At 62.0% G+C, this 20,498-nt stretch carries 22 protein-coding genes; 13 read left to right on the forward strand and 9 right to left on the reverse strand.

The features are described from left to right. Positions 1-83 precede the first annotated feature (83 nt). A complete protein-coding gene (locus DBV08_RS24070) occupies positions 84-812 on the reverse strand; it encodes a FadR/GntR family transcriptional regulator (RefSeq protein ID WP_047272025.1) in 729 nt (242 codons plus the stop codon). Between the two features lie 133 nt (positions 813-945). Between DBV08_RS24070 and DBV08_RS24075 the strand changes: the two genes are divergently transcribed. The 4 genes from DBV08_RS24075 to DBV08_RS24090 all read left to right on the forward strand — a co-directional run bounded on the left by DBV08_RS24075 (position 946) and on the right by DBV08_RS24090 (position 4,506). Further along, complete coding sequence (locus DBV08_RS24075) at positions 946-2,334, forward strand: GntP family permease (RefSeq protein ID WP_095972064.1); 1,389 nt, start codon at positions 946-948, stop codon at positions 2,332-2,334. A gap of 12 nt (positions 2,335-2,346) precedes the next feature. Further along, entirely contained in the window at positions 2,347-2,877 is a 531-nt protein-coding gene (locus DBV08_RS24080; protein WP_003940404.1) for a gluconokinase, read from the forward strand. Between the two features lie 76 nt (positions 2,878-2,953). Next, on the forward strand, positions 2,954-3,391 hold the full coding sequence (locus DBV08_RS24085) for an SRPBCC family protein (RefSeq protein WP_124569121.1): 438 nt from the start codon (positions 2,954-2,956) through the stop codon (positions 3,389-3,391). Positions 3,392-3,534: 143 nt separating this feature from the next. Further along, positions 3,535-4,506: an alpha/beta hydrolase gene (locus DBV08_RS24090; RefSeq protein ID WP_095972066.1), complete on the forward strand. Its 972-nt coding sequence runs from the start codon at positions 3,535-3,537 to the stop codon at positions 4,504-4,506. Between the two features lie 9 nt (positions 4,507-4,515). Here DBV08_RS24090 and DBV08_RS24095 read toward each other — a convergent pair whose 3' ends face one another. Genes DBV08_RS24095 through DBV08_RS24105 form a run of 3 tightly spaced genes read right to left on the reverse strand, consistent with a single transcriptional unit; the run spans position 4,516 to position 6,790 of the window. After that, positions 4,516-5,319, reverse strand: coding sequence for a transglutaminase family protein (locus DBV08_RS24095; RefSeq protein ID WP_124569122.1), 804 nt, complete (start codon positions 5,317-5,319; stop codon positions 4,516-4,518). A 59-nt stretch (positions 5,320-5,378) separates the two neighbouring features. Further along, the gene (locus tag DBV08_RS24100) at positions 5,379-5,945 is read right to left on the reverse strand and encodes an NTP transferase domain-containing protein (protein ID WP_095972068.1); all 567 of its coding nucleotides are present in this window, start codon (positions 5,943-5,945) and stop codon (positions 5,379-5,381) included. A 2-nt stretch (positions 5,946-5,947) separates the two neighbouring features. Further along, complete coding sequence (locus DBV08_RS24105; protein ID WP_019745522.1) at positions 5,948-6,790, reverse strand: alpha/beta hydrolase; 843 nt, start codon at positions 6,788-6,790, stop codon at positions 5,948-5,950. Positions 6,791-6,936: 146 nt separating this feature from the next. On the opposite strand from DBV08_RS24105, the gene DBV08_RS24110 reads away from it, so the two are divergent. Both DBV08_RS24110 and DBV08_RS24115 read left to right on the forward strand, forming a co-directional pair. After that, positions 6,937-8,046 carry a DUF6670 family protein gene (locus DBV08_RS24110; protein ID WP_124569123.1) on the forward strand — a complete coding sequence of 370 codons (1,110 nt, stop codon included), beginning with the start codon at positions 6,937-6,939 and terminating at the stop codon, positions 8,044-8,046. A gap of 18 nt (positions 8,047-8,064) precedes the next feature. Next, on the forward strand, positions 8,065-8,640 hold the full coding sequence (locus DBV08_RS24115) for an AAA family ATPase (protein WP_124569124.1): 576 nt from the start codon (positions 8,065-8,067) through the stop codon (positions 8,638-8,640). Here the strand turns inward: DBV08_RS24115 and DBV08_RS24120 are convergent. Together DBV08_RS24120 and DBV08_RS24125 are read right to left on the reverse strand one after the other, a co-directional pair. Next, positions 8,623-9,267 (reverse strand): formylglycine-generating enzyme family protein, encoded by a 645-nt coding sequence (locus DBV08_RS24120; RefSeq protein WP_124569125.1) that lies wholly within the window; start codon positions 9,265-9,267, stop codon positions 8,623-8,625. The genes DBV08_RS24115 and DBV08_RS24120 overlap by 18 nt on opposite strands. A 28-nt stretch (positions 9,268-9,295) precedes the next feature. Next, positions 9,296-10,816, reverse strand: a complete 1,521-nt coding sequence (locus DBV08_RS24125) for a PucR family transcriptional regulator (protein ID WP_260395737.1) — start codon at positions 10,814-10,816, stop codon at positions 9,296-9,298. 175 nt (positions 10,817-10,991) lie between these two features. Here DBV08_RS24125 and DBV08_RS24130 point away from each other — a divergent pair, with 175 nt between their 5' ends. Both DBV08_RS24130 and codB read left to right on the forward strand, forming a co-directional pair. Continuing rightward, complete coding sequence (locus DBV08_RS24130) at positions 10,992-11,456, forward strand: nucleoside deaminase (protein ID WP_003940577.1); 465 nt, start codon at positions 10,992-10,994, stop codon at positions 11,454-11,456. Beyond that, on the forward strand, positions 11,453-12,784 hold the full coding sequence (gene codB / locus DBV08_RS24135; RefSeq protein ID WP_124569127.1) for a cytosine permease: 1,332 nt from the start codon (positions 11,453-11,455) through the stop codon (positions 12,782-12,784). Before DBV08_RS24130 ends, codB begins: the two co-directional genes overlap by 4 nt. 94 nt (positions 12,785-12,878) lie before the next feature. Here the strand turns inward: codB and DBV08_RS24140 are convergent, their stop codons facing one another. Further along, on the reverse strand, positions 12,879-13,724 hold the full coding sequence (locus DBV08_RS24140; RefSeq protein WP_003939801.1) for a mechanosensitive ion channel family protein: 846 nt from the start codon (positions 13,722-13,724) through the stop codon (positions 12,879-12,881). An 86-nt stretch (positions 13,725-13,810) separates the two neighbouring features. Between DBV08_RS24140 and DBV08_RS24145 the strand changes: the two genes are divergently transcribed. The 4 genes from DBV08_RS24145 to DBV08_RS24160 all read left to right on the forward strand — a co-directional run bounded on the left by DBV08_RS24145 (position 13,811) and on the right by DBV08_RS24160 (position 17,538). Further along, the gene (locus DBV08_RS24145) at positions 13,811-14,449 is read left to right on the forward strand and encodes a DUF2461 domain-containing protein (RefSeq protein ID WP_124569128.1); all 639 of its coding nucleotides are present in this window, start codon (positions 13,811-13,813) and stop codon (positions 14,447-14,449) included. Positions 14,450-14,877: 428 nt separating this feature from the next. After that, on the forward strand, positions 14,878-15,870 hold the full coding sequence (locus DBV08_RS24150; protein ID WP_007729992.1) for an ABC transporter substrate-binding protein: 993 nt from the start codon (positions 14,878-14,880) through the stop codon (positions 15,868-15,870). Positions 15,871-15,953: 83 nt separating this feature from the next. Then, positions 15,954-16,739 carry an alpha/beta fold hydrolase gene (locus DBV08_RS24155; protein WP_124569129.1) on the forward strand — a complete coding sequence of 262 codons (786 nt, stop codon included), beginning with the start codon at positions 15,954-15,956 and terminating at the stop codon, positions 16,737-16,739. Positions 16,740-16,809: 70 nt separating this feature from the next. Further along, positions 16,810-17,538: a Clp protease N-terminal domain-containing protein gene (locus DBV08_RS24160; RefSeq protein WP_124569130.1), complete on the forward strand. Its 729-nt coding sequence runs from the start codon at positions 16,810-16,812 to the stop codon at positions 17,536-17,538. A gap of 69 nt (positions 17,539-17,607) precedes the next feature. Here the strand turns inward: DBV08_RS24160 and DBV08_RS24165 are convergent, their stop codons facing one another. Further along, the gene (locus DBV08_RS24165; protein WP_003939930.1) at positions 17,608-17,811 is read right to left on the reverse strand and encodes a cold-shock protein; all 204 of its coding nucleotides are present in this window, start codon (positions 17,809-17,811) and stop codon (positions 17,608-17,610) included. Between the two features lie 139 nt (positions 17,812-17,950). Next, positions 17,951-18,844: a LysR family transcriptional regulator gene (locus DBV08_RS24170; RefSeq protein ID WP_095972124.1), complete on the reverse strand. Its 894-nt coding sequence runs from the start codon at positions 18,842-18,844 to the stop codon at positions 17,951-17,953. Positions 18,845-19,012: 168 nt separating this feature from the next. Between DBV08_RS24170 and DBV08_RS24175 the strand changes: the two genes are divergently transcribed. Next, positions 19,013-20,488, forward strand: coding sequence for a sodium:solute symporter (locus DBV08_RS24175; protein WP_124569131.1), 1,476 nt, complete (start codon positions 19,013-19,015; stop codon positions 20,486-20,488). Positions 20,489-20,498 lie beyond the last annotated feature (10 nt).

The raw sequence follows: 20,498 nt of genomic DNA on the forward strand, positions 1-20,498 counted from the left end.
CTGGGTAGCGAGTGCTGTCATGGCGCCAAGCGTTCCACTTGCGGAGCAGTTGCGGGCCAATTCCGCCGAGTCTGTGGCTCGACTTACAGATGAGGCGGCGGTTCGGGGCTTTCGCGCATTGTTTCGACCGCTTCTGCGGATTCCGCGACGATCGAACGCATCGCGGCTTCTGCAGCGTCGGCGTCCCCGGCCTGAATGGCGGACGCGACCACTCCGTGCAGGTGAATAGCTTCGGGGTCGGCTTCGTGGGGCATCAGCGAGTGGCGGGTGCGGCCTTCGAGTATCTCGACGACGATCTGCGACATCGCACGCAGCATCGGGTTGCCGGAGGCGGCGAGCAGTGTGCGGTGGAAGTCGGAGTCATGGCCGAGATAGGCATCGGTATCGGCAGCGCGAGAGGTAGCTGACATGCCGATGACGGCTGCGGTGAGAGCGCCGCACTGCTCGGGTGTTGCTCGCGTTGCGGCCAGTCGTGCAGCCAAGGGTTCGATACCGGAACGGAGTTCACTCAGGATCGACAGCTGCTCGAACCGATCCGGACCGGCCAGTTGCCAGCGGATGACATTGGGGTCGAGTGAGTTCCAGTGCTCGGAGCCGAGGATGGTGATTCCGACGCGTCGACGAACCGAGGCCAATCCGAGGGATTCGAGAACGCGGACGACTTCGCGGATGACGGTTCGTGACACGTCGTAGCGCGTTGCGACCTCGTCGGCCGAGATCGTGGTTCCCGGGGCGAGAACGCCACCGACTATGTCTTGGCCGAGCTGTTCCAGCATCGAGTCGTGTAACTGCTGAAACGGGACAGAAGGCATATGTAGATCGTCCCATGCGTATGGAGTAAGCCCGGTGGAAGCCGGATAAATACTACAAATTAGTGTCTGCTCTTGAAATTGTAGGTTAATTAAGGAACAGTGACCTCAATCACTCATCGGACTGGGAGTCCCTATGAACACCACAGCATTGCTGGCGGCCGAGGTCGTCCCCGCTGGTAGCGACGCACGATTGATCATCGCTGCGGTCGCCGGCGTCGCGGTCATCATCGCGCTGATCACCTGGCTGGACCTGCATCCCTTCCTCGCGCTGTCCATCGGCGCGGTGGGCGTCGGACTGGCGGCAGGCCTCGGTTCGGCCGAGTCGGTCGCGGCGTTCGCCACCGGCTTCGGGTCGACCATGGGAAGCGTCGGAATCCTGATCGGTTTCGGCGCGATGTTCGGCAAACTCCTCGCCGATTCCGGCGGTGCCGACCGCGTGGTCGACACACTGGTCGGCCGATCCAGCACCAAAGCACTCCCGTGGACCATGGCTCTGGTCGGCGCGGTCATCGGTCTGCCGATGTTCTTCGAGATCGGTCTCGTGCTGTTGATGCCGGTCATCATCCTCGTCGCGCGGCGCTCCGGCTTGTCCCTGATGCGTATCGCGATCCCCACCCTCGCGGGCCTCTCGGCCATGCACGGGTTGGTTCCCCCTCACCCCGGCCCGCTGGTTGCAGTCTCGGCATTGAACGCGAACCTCGGCCTCACCCTCGCGCTCGGTGTCCTCGTCGCGATCCCCACTGTTGTTCTCGCCGGACCGGTCTTCAGCAAGTACGCCGCGCGGTGGGTCGACGTGAAGGTTCCGGATCTCTTTGTCACAGGGGAAGATCGAGGCGAGGAAGAGAAGCAGCAGCGCCCCTCGTTCGCGGCGACTCTCGCAGCGATCCTCCTTCCGGTTGTTCTCATGCTGGGCAAAGCGTTCGCCGACGTGATCGCTCCCGATTCCGAGGCGCTCCCCAAGTCCGTCCTCGACTTCCTCGGAACACCCGTCGTCGCTTTGGGTCTCGCTGTTCTGGTCGGAATGGTGCTTCTGGGTCGCGGCGGCGGGATGGACCGCAAGGCCATCTCGAAGTCACTCGAAAGTTCCCTACCTCCCATCGCAGGCATCTTGTTGATCGTCGGTGCCGGAGGCGGTTTCAAGCAGGTCCTGATCGACACCGGTATCGCCGGGGTGATCGCCGACGCGATCAAGGGCAGCAGCCTTCCCGTGCTGTTCCTGGCCTGGCTGGTGGCGGTATTGATCCGCGTCGCAACGGGTTCGGCAACGGTGGCGACGGTAACGGCGTCGGGCATCCTCGCTCCGGTTGCGGCAGACCTCTCGTCGGCGCACGTCTCGCTGATGGTGTTGGCGATCGGTGCAGGCTCGCTCTTCCTCTCGCACGTCAACGACGCCGGATTCTGGTTGGTGAAGGAGTATCTGGGCGTCAGCGTGGTACAGAACCTCAAGACCTGGACCGTGATGGAATGCATCATCTCGGTATCGGGCCTGGCCGGAGTGCTCGTGTTGAGCGCATTCATCTAGGTAGGCGAGCACATGAACAGCGAAGCGGCACAGCAGAAGCAGTATCCCGTGCTCGTCCTGATGGGTGTCTCGGGTTCGGGAAAGTCGACGGTCGGCGGCATGCTCGCCGGCGCGATGGGTTGGGACCTTCAAGAAGGCGACGATCTGCACCCGCAGGCGAACATCGACAAGATGGCCACCGGGCATCCGTTGAACGACGAAGATCGCTGGCCCTGGCTCGACAAGATCGCCGTCTGGATCAAGAGCCATACCGACGCCGGTCAGCCGGGCATCGTCACGTGTTCGGCGCTCAAGCGGAGTTACCGCGACGTTCTTCGCGGTGAGCACGTCGTATTCGTGCACCTCGCCGGTTCGCGGGATCAGATCGGCCAGCGATTGACCGCCCGCCTCGATCACTACATGCCCGCCTCACTTCTCGACTCCCAGATCTCGACGCTCGAGGCCGTCGACCCGGACGAACAGGCCATCGTCGTCGACGTGGGTGGAAGTCCCGCCAAGATCGCGGAGGAGATCCTGCGACGGGTGGAGACGTTCGAATACTGAGCAAGCCAGGTGTGTGGGCAGCCGCGGTTCGGGTTACGGTGCAAGGGTGACTGCTGCTGCGCAGACAGACTGACCCGTGACCGACTTCGACTTCCACAGCGTCTGGACGCTCCCTGCCTCTGCCGACCGTGTCTACGACGTTCTCGCGAACGCCGAGAGGTATTCGCAGTGGTGGCCTCAGATTCGCCGAGTCCGGACGATCGACGAGCACTCAGGCTCCATGTCCATCCGCAGCGCTGTCCCTCTGACGCTGCTGGTCTTCGGGCGGCGCGAGGTCGAAGATTCAGTTGCCCGCTATCTGAAAGTGCGTCTCTCCGGGGCGATGACCGGGTGGAGTAGCTGGGCGGTGCGACCTGCTGGATCTGGTTGCATAGCCGAATTTCGGCAACAAGTGGCGGTGTCCGGAGCGCTCGGTCTGGCCTCGAAGATCGCGAAGCCGGTGTTCGAGTGGAATCATGAAGCGATGATGCGTGGCGGGCACCGCGGACTGTCCGCGTATCTCTCCCGGCCGTGATGGCGAGCCGAACTTGCACACGCTCGAGCAATTGAGGTCCACCCGTCGTGTCATTTTGACGCAGCGTCAGTTATCGTTCACATCAGCAGCCGACAAGTATGTGTAACTCACATGCACAAAACGGCTTGACCTGGGAGGACGCTATGCGGACGCGAGATTCGACGGTATGGCATTGGAACGTGAGCCCGCGAGCACGGGTTATCTTCTGCCTGACCAGGACGTTCGTGAAGCCCATGTTCACCCTCTGGCCGACCACCGAACGCGGTATCCGCCAACTCGAGCGACTCGACGCGATGGCGGACAAACTGCCGAAGCCGAAGAACCTCGACATCGAGCCTTTCACGCTGGGTGGTGTGCCCAGTGAGAAGGTGCAGCATCCACGCAAAGCGCAGGGCGAATTGGCCGGCGCCACAATCCTCTACTTCCACGGCGGTGGGTTCGTCTTCTGCGGTCTGGCAACGCACCGCGCGCTGTGCGGCCTGCTCTCGGCGAAGGCCGGCGTACCGGTGATCTCCGTGCGCTACCGACAGTTGCCGGAAGGTTCCATCGGCACCTCCGTCAAAGACGCGATGGCCGCATACACCGCGTTGCTCGAGACAGCGGAAGATCCGAACAAGATTGTGGTCGCCGGTGACTCGGCGGGCGGTTACCTGGCCATGAAGGTCGCCGAAATTACCGCACTGCGCGGAATCACGCGGCCCGCAGCCGTCGTCGGATACTCGCCGCTTCTCAACGTGAACCTCGAGGACCATGATCCCGATTTCATGAAACGTGACGCCTACCTACCGATGTCACAGGTGGAAAAGCTCAAGGACCGGTGGCTCGAGGGTCCGGACGAGATTCCTGGTGCGCAGTCGCCGATCAACGCCGACGCCAGTCTGATTCCGCCGTCGTTCCTGGTGTCCGCCGAATACGAATTGATGCGTCCGGACGTCGAGATCATGACCGAAAACTTGATCAAGGCAGGACAAGCCGTCGAAACGCACATCTGGAGTGGGCAGATCCATGCCTTCCCGGTGATCGGCAAAGCGCTCCGCGAGGGCAAAGCGATCGTCGATCTCACGGTCAAGTTCCTCGAGCGAACGATGGCCTCGCAGAACCAGATCAGCGCCTGACGCTGCTCTTCATCCGATGGACGTCAGTGTCGCGTAGTCGTCGTTGTCGAGAACGCCGTCGACGACTGCGCGAACTTCCGAGGCATGCAAAGTGATCGAACCGCCGTGATTATCGAGGAAGGCTGTGTCCGCGGCGTCTCGGCCGGTCGAGATGCGCACAAGATTGCTGCGCGGGGCCAATTGCGTTGCATCGACCACGCGCCACACGTTGTCGATACTGGCTTCGACGACGGCGTGAAAATCCATCGGATCGCACCCCGGCGCGTAGACGGCCACAAGGCGAGCGGGAATCCCCACCGCGCGTAGCAGTGAGATGGTCAGGTGCGAGTAGTCGCGGCACACTCCGGCACCTGCGAGCAGGGTCTCGACCGCACTGTCGGTGCCACGACTGGTGCCCGGAACATAACTCAAATGTGTACTCACCCAGCGCGTGACTTCGAGGAGGAGTTCGGCCGGGGGAGTGGCGAGATCGAATTGCCCGGCGACAAAACCGAAGAACTTGTCGGCCTCGGCATACCGGCTGGGGCGCAGATATTTCGACACGTCGTAGTCGCTGACCGACGCCGGTTCTGCGCGGCCGATGACGGTTGCGTCGTAGCTGACGATCAGTTTGCCTGGGGCACAGTCGAGTAGATGAATCCGGGTGCCGTGTTCGGCGATAATCTCACGGGGTTCGATCGGATTGCCGTCATGAACGAACGACATCGTTTCCAGTAGCTCGACCCCCGGTGCGCGCGTCACCGCGATCTTGAACTCCAGGTTGGTCGCCTCGTCGATCTCGATGTCGAGCAGGGCGGCGACGGTACGTTTCATCGGGTCATCTTTACACCGAATTCGGACACCCACCACCTGGGAGGATTGTGACAGTGCGATCAGGCTTCGGGATAGTCGATGTCGACGCCGCTGCTGAGGTCGCTGCACTCCACCAACTCGACCCCGTGTTCGCGTAGGTAGGCGTTGGCGCCCCCGTCCCCGGTGAGTGACTTCGCAAGCGTCGGCCAGTGGTCGCGTCCGATCAGGACAGGATGGCCGGGCCTGCCGTGAAAGACAGCTCTTCGCAGTATGTTTCGTGAGCGGGAGCTCTGGCCCACGATACGAGTCACGGTTTCGGCGTTGAGGTCCGGGACGTCGACCAGGGAGATCGCTGCCGCCTCGGCGCCCTCGATCTGCATGGCCGCCTCGAGTCCGCAGCGCAGTGACGCGCTCATTCCGTGTTGCCAATCCGATATCACCACAATGACATCGGTGGTGGGCAGTAGCTCGACGGCGGCCTCGGCTTGGGCGCCGAGGACCACGATGACCGGCGAGAGGCCGGCGGACTGCAGTGTCGTCACCCCGTGGTGGAGCCACGACTGACCGTCGGCGTCTGTGACGAGAGCTTTCGGTTTGCCCATGCGGGATCCCGCCCCGGCAGCCAGCAGGATCCCGCACGTCGACATGACTACGCTCCGGTGACCCGCGGACGCAGCCACTCGATCAGATCGTTCAGAACCTCTTCCTGCTCAGGCTCATTGAAGATCTCGTGGTACAAGCCGTCGTACACCTTCAAGGTGACATCCGAAGAGCCGGCCAGATCTGCGACGAGCTTGCTGCCGGCGGGGTCCGTCAATCGGTCGTCCGAGCCGTGTTGAAGCAGTACGGGAATGGTGAGCGAGGGTAGGCGTGCCGGGAATCCTTCCGCGGCGGTGATCATGCCGCGCGCGATTCCGGCAGGAACCTTGCCGTGGTGAACCAGCGGGTCGGCGTTGTACTTGTCCACGACCTTTTGATCACGCGATACGGCAGCTGCTTCCAGATTCTCGACGGGCACGTCGGGGAGATATTTGCCGACGATCTTGCCCAACTGCATCACGATCTTCGGAGTACCGGTTGCGATGATCACGGCAGGTCCGGACAGGGCGAGGGCTTTGAGATCGGCCTGATGGTCGAGGGCGTAGGAAAGGGCGATCGCGCCGCCCATGCTGTGCCCGAGCAGGAACTTGTCCTTGCCGGGATGAGCCGCCGTCACGATCGAGAACAACGTGTGGACGTCGTCGGTGAAGTCGGAGAATTCCTTCAGGTGAACGCGCTTGCCGCCAGAACGCCCGTGCCCGCGATGGTCGGGTGCGTACACGATGAGCCCGAGTTCCCCGAGACGGGCAGCAACATGGTCGTAGCGCCTCGCGTGTTCGCCGAGGCCGTGGCAGAGGACGAGAACCCCGGTGGGTTCGCGGTCCGGAGTCCACACGTCGTAGACGATCTTGGTGCCGGCCACTCCGGTGAACGACGACTCTTCGTGCTGCATTGTTGCGCCCTCTCTGCGACCGGTTCCGGTACGCGGATTCTCACATGCTATTCGTCCCGTGCGCAGGGCGCGGGTGTTCAGGGTGTGCGGTCGACGAGGAAACTTCGACACTTGTTTGTTACGGCTGGTTACATTAACTTGGGGGCGTGACCGGACAAACTGTTGATCGTTCCCACACTGCCTCCGCCACCCGCTCGCGGCGGTTGTGGCGACCCGCGGTTCGGGCATTGCTGGACGGCGCGTTTCCGTTGATCGACAAGCGGATGGCCGAATCGGTACGCCCGTTCGACCGTCCGGAGATGATGCGCCCGCATCTAGCCTCGCGAAAATTCGCCTGGACGCACTACGGGATCTTCGTTCCCCGATTGCCAGGACCTTTCCGTTACCTCAACACCATGACGCTGATCGGTGCCACCGGGACGATGGTGTTCGACAACGACTATCTCGCTGTACCAGACGCGCGAAACACCGCGACCGTGCTGAGTTCCACCGCTGCGCCGGGGCATCACTTCTATCAGGCGTACGACGCTGCCGATGAGTGTGCGTTCGAAGAAGATGGTTCGCGAATCGCCTTCGGTGACAACCTGATCATCGAGAACAGCTATCCGAACTTCCGTGTCACCGGGCGATACGACTCTTTCGACGTCGATCTCGAGATCGTGGCAACGGATCAAGCGTCGTGGTTCGTGCGCAATCCCGTCTACGACCATGTCAGTCTGCTGGCGCAGTGTTCCGGGACGATCTCGAGTCCGGATGGACCGGTGAGTATTTCGGCTCCGTGCACCGTCGAATACGCGCGGTGCATGACACCGCAATCGTTGACTCGCCGCGCACTTCCCGAGTCGTGGAAGCTTCCGGCCGACTTCTTCACCTACCAGATCGTTCAACTGGACGACCGGCATCAGTTGTTGCTCACCGATGTTCGAGCGTCAGGGGTTACGGCGTGCAAGCTCGCCTACATTCGGACTGTTGACGGCAGTGCGAAGGTCTTCGACGACGTGGTGTTCGACGTACTCGAGTACGCCGACGCATTGCATGTCGACCCGGAGGGACGTGAGATGCGTGTGCCGCGCGTACTACGTTGGCAGGTACGCGATTACGGCAGGACGATCGTGGAGTTCGAGGCCGAGATCGACTCGGAGTGGCGCTATGGCCACGGTAAGGGGTACGTCGGCGCGTACACCTACCGGGGAAGTTTCGACGGTGCGTCGATCAACGGCACCGGTTACATCGAATGGGTGGACTGCGAAGCCTAAGGCCCCTAGTGTGTATCGGTGCCTTTCGTCGACCCTGCCGAGCTGACGGTTCGTCCGCAGAAGATCCTTGTCGCGGGGACCTCAGGTGCCGGAAAGACGACTCTCGCCGGTCGAATCGGTCGGCTTCTCGAGATCGAACACACCGAGTTGGACTCTCTCTTCCACGGGCCCGACTGGATTCCGCTCGAGAGTTTCGAACCCGAAGTACGACGCTTTTCCAGCGAGCCGGCCTGGGTGACCGAGTGGCAGTACGGTGCAGTACGTCGGCTACTGGCCGAGCGTGCGGACCTGATGCTGTGGTTGGATCTGCCTCGGCGGACGGTGATGCGCCAGGTGATCACACGAACCGTGCGTCGGCGATTGCAGCGAGAGATGTTGTGGAACCGCAACATGGAGCCGCCACTGCACACCATTCTGTTCGATCCGGATCATGTGGTTCGGTGGGCCTGGCGGACCGACGGACACAACGCGGAGCGAATGGCCGCGGTCCTTGTCGATGTGCCGTCGTTGCCGATAGTTCGGCTGCGCAGTCGAGAAGAGATCGAGGCTGCGCTCGAAGTCCTCGGTCGTCTGCCCTCAGATCGTCTGAGCTAGGCGAAATCCCAGGTCGTCGATAGCGAACGTCGGGTGGCTTCGCCTCCGTACAGTAGCGCCGCAACCGCGTTCACTTTCGGCCCAACTGCCGCCGCGAAAGATCCGGTACGTGCCGTACACCTCGGGGTCGTAGAGATCCCAGCACCATTCCCAGACATTGCCGATCATGTCGTACAGGCCCCAATTGTTGGGCGCCTTCATCCCGACGTCATGTGCCCGTCCCCCTGAATTGTCGCTGTACCAGGCAATCTCGTCGATTTCGCCGTAGCGGTAGCCGGAGGTGCCGGCTTTGCACGCGTACTGCCACTCGGCCTCGGTGGCGAGCCGGTAGCCAGTTGCCGCCCGGTCCCACCGCGGAGAATCGGTGTCGACGTCTTGATATGCGGGTGTCAGACCGTCCGCGACTGACAGCGAGTTGCAGGTTGCGATGACGTCTTTCCACGAAAGGTCGACCGCGGGTTTGCTCGAATCGCCCGACGAATTTCCGTGAAGCAGTGCCCTGGTGGTGAGATGGCGTGCGAGGCGGAAGGATTCGACTTTCGAGGTCCATGCAGTGCCTTTGCGGTCGTCCCGAAGGTGCACCTCGCCGGCAGGGATCTCGATCAAAAACTCCGCTGCTCCGGTCATACGTCCATCATCGCAGAAGCTCGGTTGCTCACCCGGGGAGACGCTCGAACGCTGCTTGTGGATCAAGGCCGGTGCGCATGCGCCATGCGGTCAGCGCAAGCCCGAGACACACCACCTGTGCCGGATCGTCGAGGGAAACACCCATCAGCTTCTCGATGCGCGTGAGCCGTGCATAAAGCGACTGACGCCGGATGCCGAGGAACTCCGCGGTTCTCGCCTTGCCGCCCCGATGTGCGAGGTACGCGTCGAGTGTTCGGACGAGGTCGGCGGAATGTGCTGTGTCGTAGGCGATCAGCGAACCGAGTTGTTCCGTGACGAACGAGGACAGGGAAGCGGGCGTCGTGCCGGCGGCGAGGAGTCGTTGGACGCCGACGTCCCTCGCGAGGATCACGCCGGTCCGGGTGCCGAAGCGTCGCGCGATCTGGACGACCTCGCGAGCTTGCGCGACCGCCGCCCCGACGCCGGACAGATCCTCGGCCGGCGTCGCAACTCCGAGCGTGCGTACTGCGGAACCGCCCGACCCGCGGCGTAGCAGTTCGTCGGCTTCGGTGAAGGTGGCCCGAACTCGTGCCGGGGATGCGGACGCCCACCCGTGCGCGAGCACGATGACGTGATTGGCCGCAGTCCCGACGACGCAGGAACCGAGCACGGCCCGCACGGCGTCGCGTACTTGGTCAGCGAGCTCTCGAACTGGCGTTTGCCGATCGACGTCGACAGCGGCGACGAGGACATGGTGCCCCTCCGACAACGGCGTCCACCCGGCCGCTGTCAGTCGCTCGGACAAGTCGCCGTGTGATGTGAGCACACCGCCCACCACGTCGGTGATCACCGATTGCGCGAGTGACTGTCGTGGGCCGAGATCGCCGTGACGTCCGAGTTCCAGAGCCACGGCGACGGCGGCGCAGTTTGCGACGGCGGTTCGGCGTGTGGTTGCGCGCCCGCACAGGACAAGTCGGCCGAGCGAGTTCGTCGGGCCGCGTACGTCGTGGATCGTGCGCTCGGTCTCGGATCGCTCTGCTCCGGTTGTGCTGCGCTCGACGGTTCTGCCATCCGCGTCGAGCAGATCGACGGCGCACCCCGCGAGTCGTGACACCTTGTCGAGCAGCGCGGTCATGCCCTGGCCTGCGACCACGAGACTCAGAAGTTCTTGCCAGACAGGCTCGCCCGCTTGCGCCGAACCGAGAGTGCGGCGGAGCATCAGGTCGTGAAAGTCTTCGACCATCCGCTCGAAGGGCACTACCGCGTGCAGGGCCAAGAACGCGAGCCCGCGTCGGCGCGAAGCTTCGACGAGTTCGGGAGGGGCCGTGAGGAACGAGCGACCGACTTCCATCGCGAGCGCGACGCATCCTGCGTCCGCCAACTGGTCGATGTAGGCGGTGAGCTGCTCGGGAGACCGCCCGTGGAGACCGAGGCCCGTGGTCAGAAGGACCTCACCCCCGGACAGCAGCCCACCCATCTCGTACACCTCGGAAGAATGGACCCAGCGGACCACCGCGGTATCGACGTCGCCCGCGAGCACCTCGATTGCGGCGGCCTTGAACGAGGGCATCGCAAGAACTTGTCGCAGAGTCGGGAGCATTTCTATATCGTCCGCCGAGGGGGCACTTCGTCATAGAGCTAGTTCTGCCGAACTGACAGGTTGTCCCTTGTCGGGCTGTTACCACCGTGGTCGGATTGTGACACGAGCCACAATCGACGATTTTGGTCAGACTCCAGGAGCGCACATGAATCACCCGGCACACACCGATGAGTATTTTCTCGGACTTGCGATCGAACAGGCGAAGATCGGTTGGGAGGAGGGCGGCGTGCCGATCGGCGCGGCGCTGATTCACCGTGGCGAGGTTCTCGCAGTCGGACGTAACCGTCGGGTCCAGATGAACAGCGCCATCCGTCATGGAGAGACCGACTGCATCGAGCGTGCCGGACGACTGCCGGCCTCGGTGTATCGCGAGTGTGTCCTCTACACGACTTTGTCGCCGTGCTTCATGTGCGCCGGAACTGCGCGCCTGTACGAGATCCCTCGAATCGTGGTCGGCGAAAATCGTTCCTTCGAAGCGTCGGAAGAATGGTTGCGCAGCAGCGGAATTCAGGTCGACGTCGTCGACGACGCGGAGTGTGTGGCACTGATGGACCGCATGCTGGCCGAGCGCCCGAGCCTGTGGCTCGAAGACATCGGCGAAGTTGTATGAGCAGCGCCGTCGAACCTGCCACGGTCGCAGGCGATTCGGAGAGCGCAGGCCCTCCGGTCGACCCTGACTATCCCGTTACTCCGGTTCCGCTTCATGCACGAAAGCCGTTCTTCTCACTCGCGGTGGTGTTGTTGGGGTTCACCATCTTCACACCGACGATGTTGGCCGGAGCAGCGCTCGGTACCGCGTTCTCGTTCTGGAAACTGATGGTGGTGATCGCCGCCGGATCCGCCATCTTGGGGGTGTACGTCGCCATGATGGGGTTCGTGGGAGCCCGAACCGGACTCACAACAGTTGTGATGGCGCGCTACAGTTTCGGCACTCGCGGGTCCAAGCTCGCTTCGATCCTGCTGGGCGGTACCCAGATCGGCTGGTACGGAGTGATCATCGGCACGATCGGCGATCTCACCGCGCAGGCATTGGGCTGGGATTCCTATCTCGCGCGAGCGTCGGTGATGATCGCGGCGAGCATCTTGATGTGCATCACTGCCTGCTACGGCTACCGCGGAATGTATTGGGTCTCGCTCGTCTCGACGCCCTTGATCCTGGCGTTGGCCTGCTGGGTCGTGTTCCGGTCCCTCGAGGAAGTCGGTGGATTCTCCGGCCTGGTCTCGGTTCAACCACAGACGACCATGACGATCGCGCTCGCAATCACCACTGTGGTCGGCACATTTGTATCGGCGGGAACGCAAGCGCCCAACTGGACCAGGTTTGCCCGTTCCGGATCACAAGCGGTGTGGGCCTGCGTTATCGGGTTCCTGCTCGGAAACGGATTGATGATCCTGTTCGGTGCCATCGGAGCCATCACGTTCCACGAGGGTGACTTCGTGCTGATTCTCTACAACCTCGGGCTTGTCGGCTGGGGCCTGGTCTTGCTGTTCGGGAATCTCTGGAAGAGCAACGCCGACACCGCTTACGCCTTCGGGGTGGCCGGTGCCGAATTGTTCAGAAAGCCCCGCAAGACCCCGTTCGTCATCGGTGGATGTGTGATCGGAACGGCACTCGCCCTGACCGGTGTGCACAACCATCTAGTCGACTACCTGAGCCTTCTCGGAACGTTCATCCCGCCATTGGGCGGTGTGATCATCGCGGACTTCCTGTGCCGCTGGCGGCGCGGCATTCCCGAGGGTTACACCCCGCAGCCGGTCCACTGGCGAAACCTCGCCGTCTATGCCGTCGCAGCGTTCCTCGCATGGCTTTCCGGTGAGTTCGAAGTGGGAATCCCGCCGCTGATCGGCATCGTCGCAGCGATTGCGCTGACGATGTTCCTGCACAGGGTTTTCGGTAACACCTCGGCAAACCGGGAGGTCTCGACCTCCATCGTCTGAAGCACGCTTCAAACACCGGCGAGCCCCCGGCGGTATCGACCCCGCCGGGGGCTCGCGTAGTTGATGAAAAGGGCAGACGCTTCCGTCTCAACCGTCATCGCAGAACAGGCAGGTACGGTGCCTCGATTCCCTGCTCTTCGAACGCAGTCAGCGCCGAGCGCGCAAATGCGCGCTGGACTGCCCACTGGCGTCCAGGCTTGACCTGCGCCGTCACTCTAATGGTAATTGCCTCGGCAGTAACCGAATTGACTCCCAGCATCTCCGGCTTGTCGATCATGTCCGCCCTGATCGGTTCGGACTCCGCCGCCTCGAGGACAGCTCGCGTTGCCACCTCACATGCTTTGTGCACGTTCGCGTTGTGGGCGATCGGGAGATCGAGAACTGCAGTGGCGTAACCCTGACTCATGTTGCCGACTCGCAGGATTTCGCCGTTGCGGCAGTACCACAAGGTGCCGTTGACATCTCGAATCGTGGTAACTCGCAGGCCCACGGTTTCGACGGTCCCGACCGCGTCGCCGAGATCGACGACGTCGCCGACACCGTACTGATCCTCGAGCAACATGAAGATGCCGGAGAGGAAGTCACGCACCAGGTTTTGTGCACCGAAACCGATGGCAAGACCGATGACTCCGGCGGATGCGATGAACGGCGCGACGTTGATCCCGAGAATTCCGAGGATCTGCAGCACACACCAGACGAGGATGACGATGGACACCGTCGACTTGAGTACCGAACCGATGGTCCGGGCTCTCTGCGATCTGCGCTCGTTCACCTTGGCATTCGGAGACTTACGGGGCTTCGACATTCGATCGATCCCGCGGTGCAGCGCGAAGCGCAGTACGACTGCGAGCGCCACGTAGATCGCGATCTCGACAGGTCGGTGTATCAGCCAGTCTCGGTTGGTGTCGGTCAGTTCCCATGCTTGTATTTCGGAAATCATCCCCATGCAGTCTACGGATTTCGGCCGATCCGGGCATCGGTGCAGGGCAGGCGGTCCAAAGCCGAACAGGCAGCTAGGCTTATGCCATGGCTGCGTTCACTGGCATACCCGTTGCTGCACTCGACTTCTACGAAGACCTGGAAGCCGACAACAGCAAAACCTGGTGGGCAGCGCACAAGGAGACGTACGACGAGGTGGTTCGTCGTCCGATGGCGTCGTTGACCGCGGCGTTGGAGGACGAATTCGGCACGGCCAAGCTCTTTCGGCCATATCGAGACGTTCGATTCTCGAAGGACAAGATTCCGTACAAGACACATCAGGGCGCGTTCGTCGGTCTCGCCGAGAGCTGTGGCTACTACGTGCAGATCGACGCGGTAGGGTTGATGGTGGCCGGCGGTTTCTACGCCAGCAGTTCGGAGACTATCGCGCGTTATCGTGCGGCTGTCGACGACGACGTTCGAGGGCCGGAGCTCGAGAAGATCCTGGCCTCCGTCGAGAAGGCCGGATTCACGATCGGCGGCGACAAGCTCAAGACGGCGCCTCGCGGATACACGGTTGACCACCCGCGGATCGAATTGCTGCGTCACAAGTCGCTGACTGCTGGTCGCAGTTACCCAAGCCCCTCGTGGCTGGACAGCGCCAGGACGTTGAAGGAAGTTCGCACAGCGTGGCGCGCATTGACGCCTCTGGTCGAATGGTCCGGACAGGTGCTCGGACCGAACTGACCGTCCGACAGAAAAGTGTGACGTAGCCGTCGGAGAGTTCACCTCGAGTTCATCGAAACTCGAGACGCCTGGGGCTAGCGTGGTGTGTGTAACCGAAAGTTTCGGCCCCGCTTCGAGTCGCAGCGCCGCAGTTCGAAGCCATTTTCTCTCGATCGACATCGTGAACAACCCGTGTCAGTGGAGACCATCATGGCTATGTTTCTCGCTCTCGTCCTGATCATCTCGGTCCTCGGAATCGTCGGCACCTACCTCGCGTTCAGCGCGGTCTACTTCGTCGAGATGCGCAAACTCGAAAAGTAAGGAGCTCGATTTGGCCTGATCCGACTATTTCTGGGCCGATCGCGACGACCCTCCCTGCGTACGCTGTTAGGGCATCCTTATCCGCTCGCAACAGTGGATGATTCATTTCTTCTGGAGGTTCGACACGCATGCCCGCTCAATCCACGCTCTTGCTTCCCGAGGGCTACTCCGACAACCGCCTCGTTTCGGACCTCACGCGTCGGCAGTTCGGCTTCGGTGCCGGCATCGCCGGACTGGGCGCGTTCCTGGCGGCCTGCGGTGACAGCGGGAGCAGTTCGGGTGAAACCGAAATGCGTTCTGTGACGACACCTCTCGGAACGTACGACATTCCTGTCAATCCCAAGAGGGTTGTCGCGATCGACTCTCGACTCGACCTGGAACCTGCTGTAGCGCTGGAACTTCCGCTCGTCGGCTACACGTACGCCCAGGCGACACCGTGGGTGCCTATCGATTCGTCGGTACCGTTCCTGTCGGAGATCCCCAACCGCGAACAGATCTTGGCACTCGAGCCCGACCTGATCGTGTGCCTCAACTACGAGAGCGAGTGGTGGCCGGTAGCCGAGATGTCCACCATCGCACCGGTTCTGACGACCGAGTTCACCGACGACTGGCGTACCAACCTCTCGCGGCTGTCGGGCTGGCTCGGTCGAACGGCCACACTCGATCGATTGACGCTCGACTACGACAATCTGATTTCCGACATCCGCAGTCGTCATGCCGAGAAGATTGCGTCCAAGACCGTCGCCAGTGTCTCGTTCATGCCCGACACGAACACGCTGTACGTCACGAGCATCCGTACGTCCGAGAAGGGCGACAAGCCCAGCGACATGACGCTCGGCGACATCGGCGGCAAAACTGCCACCTCGGAGGGCCTCGATCCCGAGGGTGGCGTCAGCCTCGAAGGCCTCGATGTGCTGGCCGGCGTCGACGGCTTCATGATCACCGAAAACGAGGACAGTGCCGCGTACCAGGCATTGGTGGCGAGCAAGCTGTGGCAGCGACTCCCGGCAGTGCAGGCGGGCAACGTCACCAGTCTGGGTGGCTCCACGTTCTACGGTTCGATCTACACGATTTCGTACGTGGCACAGGGTTGGGATGCGCTCTACAACAAGATCAGCTGAAGCCTCTGCCGACTGGACCGATGAGTTTCGGTAGCGCGGGCGGTCTAATCAGGTAGGCATTGACCAAACCTGAGGAGATCGACGTGCAAACAGAGCAATCCCCAGAGGTAGTGCAATCCCGCGACGGTACGACCATCGCATACGAACGCTCCGGTGCCGGACCAGCGGTGGTCCTGGTTGCCGGAGCGTTCTGCGATCGAGGATGGTTCGATTCTCTCGCTGCAGAGTTGGCGGCGGGTTTCACGGTGTATTCGTACGACCGGCGCGGACGCGGGGACAGCGGTGACAGTCGTGCATTCTCGATCGACGCCGAGGTAGAGGACTTGCGGGCGGTCGTCGCTGCCACCGGTGAAACGCCGCTGGTTTACGGATTGTCGTCGGGTGCTGCGCTGGCTTTGGAAGCTGCCGCGCAGGCCGTGCCGATGCGCAAGCTCGCCGTTTACGAGGCGCCGTACATGGACGACGACCAGCGTGACGTGACTGCCCAAAGCGATCTCGAGCGGTTGATCGCTGCCGGTGACAGGGAGGGGGCTGTGACCCGTTTTCTGGACCTGACCGGCGCGTCTCCGGAGATGGTCGACGAGATCAAGCGGAGTACCGATTGGCCCGAAATGTGCGCCATCGCGCACACCTTGCCCTACGACGTCGCCGTGTGCGATCACGGCTGCGAGTCGCTCGACTGGCTGGCCTCGATTACCGTCCCCACGTTGGTCATGTACGGCGGTGAGAGTGGCCGATGGGCACCTGCCTCGGCGTCGCGAATCGCTGCAAAAGTCTCGGGGACAAAAACTTTGGAGATCCCCGGTCAGGGTCACGGCGTTGCCGACGACGCTATTGTCCCGGCTCTGCGTGAATTCTTTTCCGGCTGATCACTGGGCGGCGAGAACGATCGTCAACCTAGGGTTGACGTTTTCGATTTCGTCAACCTATGGTTGACGCATGAGCAAGCCAGTGGAAATGACCAACAAGGTTCGACTCGACGACCTCATCGACGCGATCAAGAAGGTGCACACCGACGCGCTCGATCAACTGTCCGACGCGGTGATCGCCGCTGATCATCTCGGTGACGTTGCAGATCATCTGATCGGTCACTTCGTCGACCAGGCGCGCAGGTCGGGAGCGTCGTGGACGGAGATCGGCGCGAGCATGGGTGTCTCGAAGCAGGCCGCACAGAAGCGTTTTGTTCCCAAGGCGCCGAATGATCAGAAGCCGATGGATCCGAACGAAGGATTCAGCCGGTTCACTCCCCGGGCGAAGAACGTCGTCATGGCCTCGCAGAACGAAGCCCGCGCCGCCGGTAATGCACAGATCCAGCCTGAGCACCTGATCCTGGGGCTTGTCGAGGAGCCTGCCGGGTTGGCTGCGAAGGCGATAGTGGCGCAGGGGGTGGACCTCGGGTCCGTCCGGGATTCAGTGGCGGGTGTACTACCGGCTCCGACTTCCGAACTGCCAGAACTCATTCCGTACGACGCTCGTGCGCGCAAGGTCCTGGAACTGACGTTCCGTGAGGCTCTTCGCCTGGGCCACAACTACATCGGAACTGAACATATCCTGCTCGCGCTGCTCGAACTCGAAGACGGATCAGGTGTTCTGGCCGATCTCGGAATCTCGAAGTCGGTGGCGGAGTCGAACATCGTGGGCGCGCTGGCCGTCATTCAGGATCAGTGATTCAGGGGCGAACCTGATGCAGAAGAGGGCCGCACCCTTGCGGGTGCGGCCCTCTTCTTGTGTCACTGATTAGACAGCGCGCACATTGGTGGCCTGAGGACCCTTCTGGCCCTGGCCAACCTCGAACTCCACACGCTGGTTCTCGTCGAGCGACTTGTAGCCGTTGCCCGAGATTTCAGAGTAATGAACGAACACGTCCGGTGTTCCGTCGTCGGGAGCGATGAAACCAAAGCCCTTTTCGCCGTTGAACCACTTCACGATGCCCTGTGCCATACCGATACTCCCTACAAACTCGATCCGGGCCCTCACATCGAAGTCCCGATCTCGATATGTCTATCCTCCCACGCCGCGCAAGTCGAAGGGTGGGCGACGTGCAGAAAACGGTTTGTCAGCATGATCAGAGGTGGCCGCGCTACTGATCTTCGACGCTGGTTCTGACCAATTCGCGGAAGGCGAGGACCAGTGGTTCGCGTGCCCGTCCACGGCGATAGATCAGGGAGAACGGTGCCTGATAGCCGAAGGAGGCGGGCAGTAGGGGGCGCAGTCGTTGCTGGTCGACCCAGTATCCGGCGTAGTGCTCGGGTAAATATCCGATGTATCCGCCCGAGAGGATGAGAATGAGTTGCCCCTCCATGTTCTCGACGGTGGCCGATCTCTCGGTGAATCCTTGGCGAGCCAATTCGGCTTCGCTCCAATAACCCCTGGTGACCATTCGTTGACGGGTGATGACGTCCGGGTGCACCCGCTTGCTCGCGAAGAGTGGATGTTTGTCGCTGCAGTAGAGCCAGTGCTGCTCGCGGTGTAGGGCCTGTGCGGTCAGACCGTTCATCGGCGAGGCGAATGCGCCGATCGCCACGTCGATACGGTCGTCGAGGACGCCTACTTGAAGCTCGTGCGGAGTTTGGACCTTGAGGTCGAGATAGACGCCGGGGTGTGTTCGGCTGAATTCGCCGATGACGTCGGCGAGCGGGAGCGTCGAGTCCGTGACAGTCGAATCCAGCACCCCGACGGTCATCGTTCCCCGCAGTTCGCCTTGGAGTGCGGTGGCATACCGCTCGAACCCCTCCAGTTCGCCGAGGATGCGGACGCACTCCTGGTGGTAGAGCTCGCCCTTGCTGGTCAGGCTGAACCCACTGCGGCCGCGGTGGCACAGGACGATGCCGAGCTGGCGTTCGAGCTGGCTCATGTAGGTGCTGATCGCCGAGGCGGACAGGCCGAGGTCCTGTTGCGCCGGCGCGAAGCCCTGGTGGCGCACCACGGAGGTGAAGATCCGAAGCAGTTTCAGATCGGGAAGTGAGCTGCGCATCGGGTACCTCGGCAGAGTCGCGAACAGATACATCAGAAATTTCTGAAGTGATTATTTGTATCAAGTGATTTATTTCACGTCAATCGTCTTCTACGGTTTCCTCAGGCGGTCTGACGAGACCGGCGTCTGCACTCGGACCTGCTGGTACTTCACGAAGGAATCGTCACCATGGACATAGCCATAATCCTGACCTACCTGGCCGCAATGCTGGCGTTCGGTTGGTGGGGCAAACGCCGCGCGAGCAACTCCAGCGAGTACCTCGTGGCCGGTCGAAGGCTCGGCGGAGTTCTCTACACGAGCACGATGGCCGCCGTCGTCATCGGCGGAGCGTCCACGGTCGGCGGGGTCGGTCTCGGCTACAAATACGGAATCTCCGGTATGTGGTTGGTGGTCTCCATCGCCGCTGGTGTGCTCCTGCTGAGTCTGTTGTTCGCCTCCCGGATTCAGCGTCTGAAGGTATACACGGTTTCGGGAATGCTGAAGTTGCGCTACGGAATCGACGCAACCGGCGCGTCCGGCATCGTGATGATGGCCTACACGTTGATGCTCACCGTTACGTCCACCATTGCCTACGCCACTATCTTCAACGTGCTCTTCGGGTTCGACCGGACGCTCTCCGTAGTCCTCGGTGGATTGATCGTCGTCGCGTACTCCGCGATGGGCGGCATGTGGTCGATCACCCTGACCGACGTCGTTCAGTTCGTCATCAAGACCATCGGAATCTTCTTCCTGCTGCTCCCGTTCGCATGGTCGAAAGCCGGTGGGTACGACGGGATCAAGGAGCGTGTGGGCGACGCAGCGTTCTCGCTCGGCACCATCGGCACCGGCACGATCATCACCTTCTTCGTCGTGTACACGCTCGGAATCCTTATCGGGCAGGACATCTGGCAGCGTGTGTTCACGGCCAAATCGCCCGAAGTTGCGCGCTGGGGCGGCGTCGCAGCGGGCGTCTACTGCCTGCTTTACGGTGTGGCAGGTGCACTGATCGGTCTGGCGGCCTCGGCTCTGATGCCTGACATCGGATCTTCCGACGACGTCTACGCCGACGTGGCAGTCCACGTTCTCCCGATCGGTCTCAGCGGCATTGTCCTTGCAGCGGCCGTCGCAGCGATGATGTCGACTGCTTCGGGCGCGCTGATCGCTACCGCCACCGTGGCGCGGCAAGACGTCTTGCCACTCGTCTCGAAGATCTTCGGGCGTACACAGCCTGGCCTGGATACGTCCGATCCGGAAGCAGATGTGCGCGGAAACCGTCTGTACGTCATCGTGATCGGCCTCGTCAGTATCGTCCTCGCCGCCCTGATCAACGACATCGTCGCGGCGCTCACGATTGCGTACGACATCCTCGTGGGCGGCCTGCTCGTCCCGATCCTCGGTGGTCTGGTGTGGAAGAGGGCCACCGGAACCGCAGCGATGGCATCGATGGCGGTGGGAACGGCAGCGACTCTGATCACGATGTTCGTCGTCGGCGACGTGCTGGCCAACGAACCGGTGTACGTCGGTCTGGTGAGTGCACTCGTTGTCTTCGTTGCGCTGAGTCTGACCACGGCGCCGACTCCGCCCGCAGTCATGAAGATCTGGAACGAGCGAGTTTCCGGAAAGGGCACGGAGACGGCCGAACCCGAAGTCGCCCCGATAGCCTGAAGGTCGGTGC

This window comes from Rhodococcus sp. KBW08 (genome assembly GCF_003852455.1).
GTDB classification, from domain to species: Bacteria; Actinomycetota; Actinomycetes; order Mycobacteriales; family Mycobacteriaceae; genus Rhodococcus_F; species Rhodococcus_F baikonurensis.

Bases quoted from the DNA above. Each gene is read 5' to 3' on its own strand.
- DBV08_RS24170 (WP_095972124.1), bottom strand. From the start codon at position 18,844: ATGCGCAGCTCACTTCCCGATCTGAAACTGCTTCGGATCTTCACCTCC.
- DBV08_RS24130 (WP_003940577.1), top strand. From the start codon at position 10,992: ATGAATCACCCGGCACACACCGATGAGTATTTTCTCGGACTTGCGATC.
- DBV08_RS24105 (WP_019745522.1), bottom strand. From the start codon at position 6,790: ATGCAGCACGAAGAGTCGTCGTTCACCGGAGTGGCCGGCACCAAGATC.
- DBV08_RS24165 (WP_003939930.1), bottom strand. From the start codon at position 17,811: ATGGCACAGGGCATCGTGAAGTGGTTCAACGGCGAAAAGGGCTTTGGT.
- DBV08_RS24090 (WP_095972066.1), top strand. From the start codon at position 3,535: ATGCGGACGCGAGATTCGACGGTATGGCATTGGAACGTGAGCCCGCGA.
- DBV08_RS24070 (WP_047272025.1), bottom strand. From the start codon at position 812: ATGCCTTCTGTCCCGTTTCAGCAGTTACACGACTCGATGCTGGAACAG.
- DBV08_RS24075 (WP_095972064.1), top strand. From the start codon at position 946: ATGAACACCACAGCATTGCTGGCGGCCGAGGTCGTCCCCGCTGGTAGC.
- DBV08_RS24080 (WP_003940404.1), top strand. From the start codon at position 2,347: ATGAACAGCGAAGCGGCACAGCAGAAGCAGTATCCCGTGCTCGTCCTG.
- DBV08_RS24125 (WP_260395737.1), bottom strand. From the start codon at position 10,816: ATGCCCTCGTTCAAGGCCGCCGCAATCGAGGTGCTCGCGGGCGACGTC.
- DBV08_RS24120 (WP_124569125.1), bottom strand. From the start codon at position 9,267: ATGACCGGAGCAGCGGAGTTTTTGATCGAGATCCCTGCCGGCGAGGTG.
- codB (WP_124569127.1), top strand. From the start codon at position 11,453: ATGAGCAGCGCCGTCGAACCTGCCACGGTCGCAGGCGATTCGGAGAGC.
- DBV08_RS24175 (WP_124569131.1), top strand. From the start codon at position 19,013: ATGGACATAGCCATAATCCTGACCTACCTGGCCGCAATGCTGGCGTTC.
- DBV08_RS24145 (WP_124569128.1), top strand. From the start codon at position 13,811: ATGGCTGCGTTCACTGGCATACCCGTTGCTGCACTCGACTTCTACGAA.
- DBV08_RS24160 (WP_124569130.1), top strand. From the start codon at position 16,810: ATGAGCAAGCCAGTGGAAATGACCAACAAGGTTCGACTCGACGACCTC.
- DBV08_RS24140 (WP_003939801.1), bottom strand. From the start codon at position 13,724: ATGATTTCCGAAATACAAGCATGGGAACTGACCGACACCAACCGAGAC.
- DBV08_RS24100 (WP_095972068.1), bottom strand. From the start codon at position 5,945: ATGTCGACGTGCGGGATCCTGCTGGCTGCCGGGGCGGGATCCCGCATG.
- DBV08_RS24095 (WP_124569122.1), bottom strand. From the start codon at position 5,319: ATGAAACGTACCGTCGCCGCCCTGCTCGACATCGAGATCGACGAGGCG.
- DBV08_RS24150 (WP_007729992.1), top strand. From the start codon at position 14,878: ATGCCCGCTCAATCCACGCTCTTGCTTCCCGAGGGCTACTCCGACAAC.